Annotated in this window: 6 protein-coding genes and 1 tRNA gene; 5 read left to right on the forward strand and 2 right to left on the reverse strand. The window is 53.3% G+C overall.

Annotated elements, in window-relative coordinates:
• The first annotated feature begins 103 nt into the window (after positions 1-103).
• From efeU to phoH, 4 genes are all read left to right on the forward strand, one after another.
• Entirely contained in the window at positions 104-937 is an 834-nt protein-coding gene (gene efeU / locus C0557_RS08750; RefSeq protein WP_208658182.1) for an iron uptake transporter permease EfeU, read from the forward strand.
• 49 nt (positions 938-986) lie between these two features.
• A complete protein-coding gene (gene efeO / locus C0557_RS08755) occupies positions 987-2,114 on the forward strand; it encodes an iron uptake system protein EfeO (RefSeq protein ID WP_208658183.1) in 1,128 nt (375 codons plus the stop codon).
• A gap of 4 nt (positions 2,115-2,118) precedes the next feature.
• Positions 2,119-3,402 (forward strand): iron uptake transporter deferrochelatase/peroxidase subunit, encoded by a 1,284-nt coding sequence (gene efeB / locus C0557_RS08760; RefSeq protein ID WP_208658184.1) that lies wholly within the window; start codon positions 2,119-2,121, stop codon positions 3,400-3,402.
• A 539-nt stretch (positions 3,403-3,941) separates the two neighbouring features.
• Positions 3,942-4,730, forward strand: coding sequence for a phosphate starvation-inducible protein PhoH (gene phoH / locus C0557_RS08765; RefSeq protein WP_043953937.1), 789 nt, complete (start codon positions 3,942-3,944; stop codon positions 4,728-4,730).
• 39 nt (positions 4,731-4,769) lie between these two features.
• Here the strand turns inward: phoH and C0557_RS08770 are convergent, their stop codons facing one another.
• Positions 4,770-5,732: a shikimate dehydrogenase gene (locus C0557_RS08770; protein WP_253073799.1), complete on the reverse strand. Its 963-nt coding sequence runs from the start codon at positions 5,730-5,732 to the stop codon at positions 4,770-4,772.
• A 249-nt stretch (positions 5,733-5,981) separates the two neighbouring features.
• Positions 5,982-6,069 (reverse strand) — tRNA-Ser (locus C0557_RS08775).
• Between the two features lie 348 nt (positions 6,070-6,417).
• Between C0557_RS08775 and C0557_RS08780 the strand changes: the two genes are divergently transcribed.
• Positions 6,418-6,664: helix-turn-helix domain-containing protein (locus C0557_RS08780; protein WP_217273278.1), on the forward strand; the 247-nt coding region annotated here is incomplete at its 3' end.

Here is a 6,664-nt window from a genome sequence, read left to right on the forward strand (position 1 = left end):
CATATTTCGCTTGAGTTTCTCGTTATCGTAATGATAATCACTATCAATGCAATTTACTTTTCTTTGCAACCGTTGACTGCACATGACACCAGGGGCGTCCTCCATGTTTGTTCCATTTCTTATTATGTTACGTGAAGGCCTCGAAGCGGCGCTGATCGTCAGTCTGATTGCCAGCTACCTGAAACGAACCCAGCGCGGACGCTGGATCGGCGTGATGTGGATTGGCGTCTTCCTTGCCGCCGCGCTCTGTCTGGGATTGGGGATTGCCATCAACGAAACCACCGGTGAGTTTCCGCAAAAAGAGCAGGAGCTGTTTGAGGGGATTGTCGCGGTGATTGCCGTCGTGATCCTCACCTGGATGGTGTTCTGGATGCGCAAAGTGTCGCGCAACGTCAAAGTGCAACTTGAGCAGGCGGTGGATAACGCACTGGCGCGCAGTAATCATCACGGCTGGGCGCTGATTTTGATGGTTTTTTTCGCTGTCGCGCGTGAAGGGCTGGAATCGGTGTTCTTTCTGCTGGCGGCATTCCAGCAGGATCTCGGTATCTGGCCGCCGCTTGGCGCAATGCTTGGGCTGGCAACGGCCGTGGTGCTGGGCTTTCTGCTCTACTGGGGCGGGATCCGCCTTAACCTCGGCGCGTTTTTCAAATGGACCAGTCTGTTCATCCTGCTGGTGGCTGCCGGTCTGGCAGCGGGCGCTATCCGCGCTTTCCATGAAGCCGGTTTGTGGAATCAATTCCAGGATGTGGCTTTCGATTTAAGCAACGTGCTCACCACGCATTCGCTGACGGGTACCTTGCTGGAAGGCATTTTTGGTTATCAGGAAGCACCGAGTGTGAGCGAAGTCTTTGTCTACTTTGCCTACCTGATTCCGGTGCTGGTGCTGTTTGTTTTGCCTCCACGTTCAGGTGCGCAGCCTTCGCAGGCGGCCTCCTGATTACGTTCACTGCTTCGTAGTTACAACATACTTATTTAAGGGAAGGGTCATGGCTATTCATTTTCGTCGTAGTGCTTTGCAGGTAGGGATCGCGGCGCTGATGTCTTGCGCTTTCGGAGTACAGGCTGCGGATGTTCCGCAGGTGAAGGTCACGGTAACGGACAAGCAGTGTGAGCCGATGAACCTGACCGTTAACGCAGGCAAAACGCAGTTCATTATCGTCAACCACAGCCAGAAAGCGCTGGAATGGGAGATCCTCAAAGGCGTGATGGTGGTGGAAGAGCGTGAAAACATCGCACCGGGCTTCAGCCAGAAGCTGACCGCCAATCTGCAACCTGGCGAATATGATATGACCTGCGGCCTGCTGACCAACCCGAAAGGCAAACTGGTGGTCAAAGGCTCGGCAACCGCAGATGCGGCAAAAGGCGATGCCTTGTTGAGCCTGAGTGGAGCCATTACGGATTATAAAGCTTATGTGGTGGCAGAAACCGCGCAGCTGGTCTCCGGCACGAAAGCCTTTACCGATGCGGTAAAAGCCGGGGATATTGAAAAAGCGAAAGCGCTGTATGCGCCAACCCGCCAGCACTATGAACGTATCGAACCGATTGCTGAGCTCTTCTCCGATCTGGATGGCAGCATTGATGCCCGTGAAGATGATTACGAGCACAAATCGGACGATCCGAAGTTCACTGGTTTCCATCGCCTGGAAAAAGCCCTGTTTGGCGATAACAGCACCAAAGAGATGGGCAAATATGCCGATCAGCTCAACAGCGATGTGCTGGATCTGCAAACGCGCATTAACGAACTGGCTTTCCCGCCGTCAAAAGTGGTGGGCGGGGCTGCCGGTTTGATTGAAGAAGTCGCGGCCAGCAAAATCAGCGGCGAAGAAGATCGCTACAGCCACACCGATCTGTGGGACTTCCAGGCCAACGTTGATGGCGCGCAGAAAATTGTCGATCTGCTGCGCCCGCAGCTGCAAAAAGATAATGCAGCGTTGCTGGCGAAAGTCGATGCCAACTTCAAGAAAGTGGATACCATTCTGGCGAAATACCGCACCAAAGATGGCTATGAGACATATGACAAGCTGACCGACGCCGATCGTAACGCGCTGAAAGGGCCGATCACCACGCTGGCGGAAGATCTGGCGCAACTGCGCGGCGTGCTTGGGCTGGATTAACAAGATGAAGCAACATGATGATCATGGCGTCAGCGAACCTTCGCGCCGCCGTTTACTGAAAGGGATGGGCGCGCTGGGAGGCGCGCTCGCAATTGCTGGCGGATGCCCGGTTGCCCATGGCGCAAAACCGCAGAGTGCGCCGGGGACACTATCGCCGGATTCGCGGATGGAAAAGCAGCCTTTTCTCGGGGCACATCAGGCCGGGATTTTGACGCCGCAGCAGGCGTCAATGATGCTGGTGGCTTTTGATGTGCTGGCTGCGGATAAGGCCGATCTTGAACGTTTGTTTCGCTTACTGACACAGCGCATCACTTTTCTCACTTCCGGCGGCCCGGCGCCGGATACGACAAACCCACGGCTGCCGCCAATGGATTCCGGCATTCTCGGGCCGTATATCGCGCCGGATAACCTGACGGTCACCGTGTCCGTTGGTCAGTCGCTGTTCGATACGCGTTTTGGTTTGCAGACGCAGATGCCGAAAAAGCTGCAAAAGATGGAACGCTTCCCCAATGATTCGCTGGATGCGGCATTGTGCCACGGTGATTTACTCATCCAGATTTGCGCGAATACGCAGGATACGGTGATTCACACGCTGCGCGATCTCATTAAACACACGCCGGATTTACTCAGCGTGCGCTGGAAGCGGGAAGGGTTTATCTCCGATCATGCGGCGCGCAGTAAAGGCAAAGAGACGCCGGTGAATCTGCTGGGATTTAAAGATGGCACCGCCAACCCGGATAGCAGCAATGACGCGTTGATGAATGACGTCGTCTGGGTTACTGGCGATCAAGGTGAACCGGCCTGGGCCGTTGGCGGCAGTTATCAGGCGGTGCGGATTATCCAGTTCCATGTTGAGTTCTGGGATCGCACGCCGCTGAAAGAGCAGCAAACGATTTTTGGCCGTGATAAGCACTCCGGCGCGCCGCTGGGCATGCAGCAAGAACACGACGTTCCGGATTACACCAAAGATCCGGACGGCGATGTGATTGCCCTCGACAGCCACATTCGTCTGGCGAACCCGCGTACCAAGGAGACGCAATCAAGTTTGATGATGCGCCGGGGCTATAGCTATTCGCTCGGGGTGACGAACTCGGGTCAACTTGATATGGGCTTGCTGTTTGTCTGTTATCAGCACGATCTGGAAAAAGGTTTCCTGACGGTGCAAAAACGGCTTAACGGCGAGGCGCTGGAAGAATATATCCGTCCGATTGGCGGCGGCTACTTCTTTGTTTTGCCTGGCGTTAAAGACGCAAATCACTATCTTGCCCAATCTCTGCTCGAAGTGTAAAGATCCTATCCTGCCCGCCTGCGGGCAGGATATTCTGTCATTCGTTGCATTTCGACATACTTTTTCTGCCATCCAGCTATCATTTTTTCGTATTAGAAAGTATCTGTTATCTTTCTGTAATATTCATATCAGAGACTCTTTGCAACAACGCAGGGCGCTTGCACGTTATGAGTAGGTAAAAATAATGTTGCAATGATGCTAAGTTTTGATGTAATTAGTTTAAAGCGTTTTTCCCTGTGGTGATGAAGTTCTTCAGGAGATCGCGGATGGTAAAGTCCTGTAGCGGACACTCAAAAAGACCACGTAAGACCCGGCACGGAGAAACCCCCTCCGGCAACGACTTCTTCGCCCCTGAATTTTCCTCCTCTTTGTTCATACCCGATTTCAACGATGTGACCGGCGATGATGCCTGTCGCTCAGCCACATCATATTCAAAGGCAAGACAAGGCTTACAAGGAAGCCAACCCTCAGACGTTTGTGCGCATAGTCGTGTCGAAACAGACGCGCGTGATGTAAACCAACAACTCAAGGTGCTATCCATGGGAAGACAAAAAGCAGTGATCAAAGCTCGTCGTGAAGCGAAACGCGTGCTGAGACGTGATTCACGCAGTCATAAACAACGTGAAGAAGAGTCGGTCACCTCGCTTGTGCAGATGAGTGGCGTAGAAGCAATTGGCATGGCGCGGGACAGCCGTGATACCTCTCCGATTGCCGCTCGCAATGAAGCTCAGGCGCACTACCTGAATGCTATCGAGAGTAAACAACTGATCTTCGCAACCGGTGAAGCGGGATGCGGAAAAACGTGGATTAGCGCGGCGAAAGCGGCGGAAGCGCTGATCCATAAGGACGTGGAAAGGATTATTGTTACCCGGCCGGTCCTGCAAGCTGACGAAGATCTCGGCTTCTTACCCGGCGATATTTCGGAGAAGTTCGCGCCATACTTCCGGCCCGTCTATGACGTGCTGGTTAAACGCCTTGGCGCGTCCTTTATGCAATACTGCCTGCGCCCAGAGATTGGTAAGGTGGAAATCGCGCCGTTCGCCTATATGCGCGGACGTACCTTTGAAAATGCGGTCGTCATTCTTGATGAGGCTCAGAACGTCACCGCTGCGCAGATGAAGATGTTTTTGACTCGCCTCGGGGAAAACGTGACGGTGATTGTCAACGGCGATATCACCCAGTGCGACCTGCCTTCCGGTGTTAAATCGGGGCTGAGCGATGCGCTGGCGCGTTTTGAGGAAGATGAGATGATTGGCGTGGTACGCTTTAACAAAGATGACTGCGTACGCTCCGCTCTCTGTCAGCGCACGCTGCTGGCTTATGATTGATGTCATCACAACGGAATAGCCCGGCTTGCCGGGCTTTTTTTATGCCTTTTTGCCATGCAGCATAAACTCAAGCATCAATGCAATCTGCGCTGCGAGCATGGCCCGTCCGGAATGCGTGCGTAAATTGCGCTGCCGTGCCGCAGCGAGTAACGCTGTCGTCTCCGGGAAAATAATGATATCGCAGACCACTGACTGCGGGTTGAGCGTCATAAGCGAGAAGGGGAGTTCTTGCGTCTCGCCCATGCCAACGGAGGTGGCATTAATGGCAATATCAACCTCTGCAGGTTTATCGTTGCCCAGTTGAAACTGCACCTGCGGATAGAAAACCGACAGTTCACGGATAAGTGCTTCGGCCCGGCTGACGGTGCGGTTATAGATAACTAATTCTGCAACCTGATGAGCAGCCAGCGCATGTGCGATCGCCGTACCTGCGCCACCGGTTCCTGCCAGATAGATTTTCTTCTGCCTGACGGCAATATCCCGCTCCAGCAGGCTGGCGACAAAACCTTCGCCATCCAGCATGGTGCCATGGATTTTCCCGTGCTGGTCACGGCGGATGACATTACAGGCACCGCAGCGCGTTGCTGGTGTACTTGCTGAGTCCACGAAACGCATGACCTCTTTTTTATGCGGCATGGTAATAATGGCACCGGCGAAATTCTGCACAGCTTTCAGACCTTCAATCGCTTGTTGCACGCTACCTGGAGAAACATGCAAAGGCACCATCAGCGTATCCGGAATGTGTTGCGCTTCGATGGCGGCATTGATCATCAAAGGGGCACGCACTTGTGCTATGGGATCACCAATAATGGCCAACAGGGTTAATTTCCCACTCACGCTATTGAGTTCTTTCATTACGGCACTCGTTTTCGCTACTGGAATGCCATAGTAATGCACCTGTAATTGCAGGGGGAGAAGCAAAACGAGCAAGGTCAGAGGGCTTTCTTCTGAGCTGATATGAGGCGGAGTTTTGCTATTGCAGTGAGGGTTGCGGATTTTCATCCCCCTGGAATGGGGAATATAAAAGAAAAAAGCCCGTACTTTCGTACAGGCTCTTATCTGAAATGATGGCGGTGAGGGGGGGATTGACTCGCTTCGCTCGCCCTGCGGGCAGATTCCTCGCAGGCTCGTCATCTGTCCAACGGGCAATTGCCCGTTGTCGAACCCCGGTCGGGGATTCTCATCCCCCCTGCGCATGCGCGATATGCGAAAAAAAAGCCCGCATTTGCATGCGAGCTCTCCTTCAAATGATGGCGGTGAGGGGGGGATTCGAACCCCCGATACGTTGCCGTATACACACTTTCCAGGCGTGCTCCTTCAGCCACTCGGACACCTCACCACATTGTATTGCTGCCGCCACTTGGGGGGCAACGGGGCGCTACTATAGGGAGTTGCACTGAAACGGTCAAGCATATTTTCCGCATTGATGGCTGTTCGCTTAAGGTGTGAGCAATGGCGGATGTTGAGCAAAAAATTTGAAGAGAAATGTAGGCCGGGTAAAGCTTAGCTGCCACCCGGCATTACGGGGCGAAGCCAGGCAGGAGATGGCTAAAGCTACGGTTATATAAGGTGTCGCCGCCATCCGATGTTCATTCGGCATGGGAATTTAGACCATAAAAGAAAAAAGCCCGTACTTTGGACTGCACCCCAAAAGTTGGACACCCAACTGAGTAAGGTGCAGTTTTTTATGGCAAAGCCAAAATATTCCCTCGAAACCAGATTAGCTGTAGTTAATCACTACCTCGCCGGAAAAGATGGAACACACCGTACCGCTGAACGTTTTGGTGTTGAAAGAACATCAGTGCGACGCTGGGTAAGAGCCTGGCAACTCCACGGTCTTGATGGTATTACCTGGAAAAATGACCGCCATTCTCCGGCGTTCCGGATGACTGTTGTCCGGACTGCTCCCGATGAAGAACTTTCAATGCGTGAGG

This window comes from Kosakonia sp. MUSA4 (genome assembly GCF_013085925.1).
Classification (GTDB): domain Bacteria; phylum Pseudomonadota; class Gammaproteobacteria; order Enterobacterales; family Enterobacteriaceae; genus Kosakonia; species Kosakonia sacchari_B.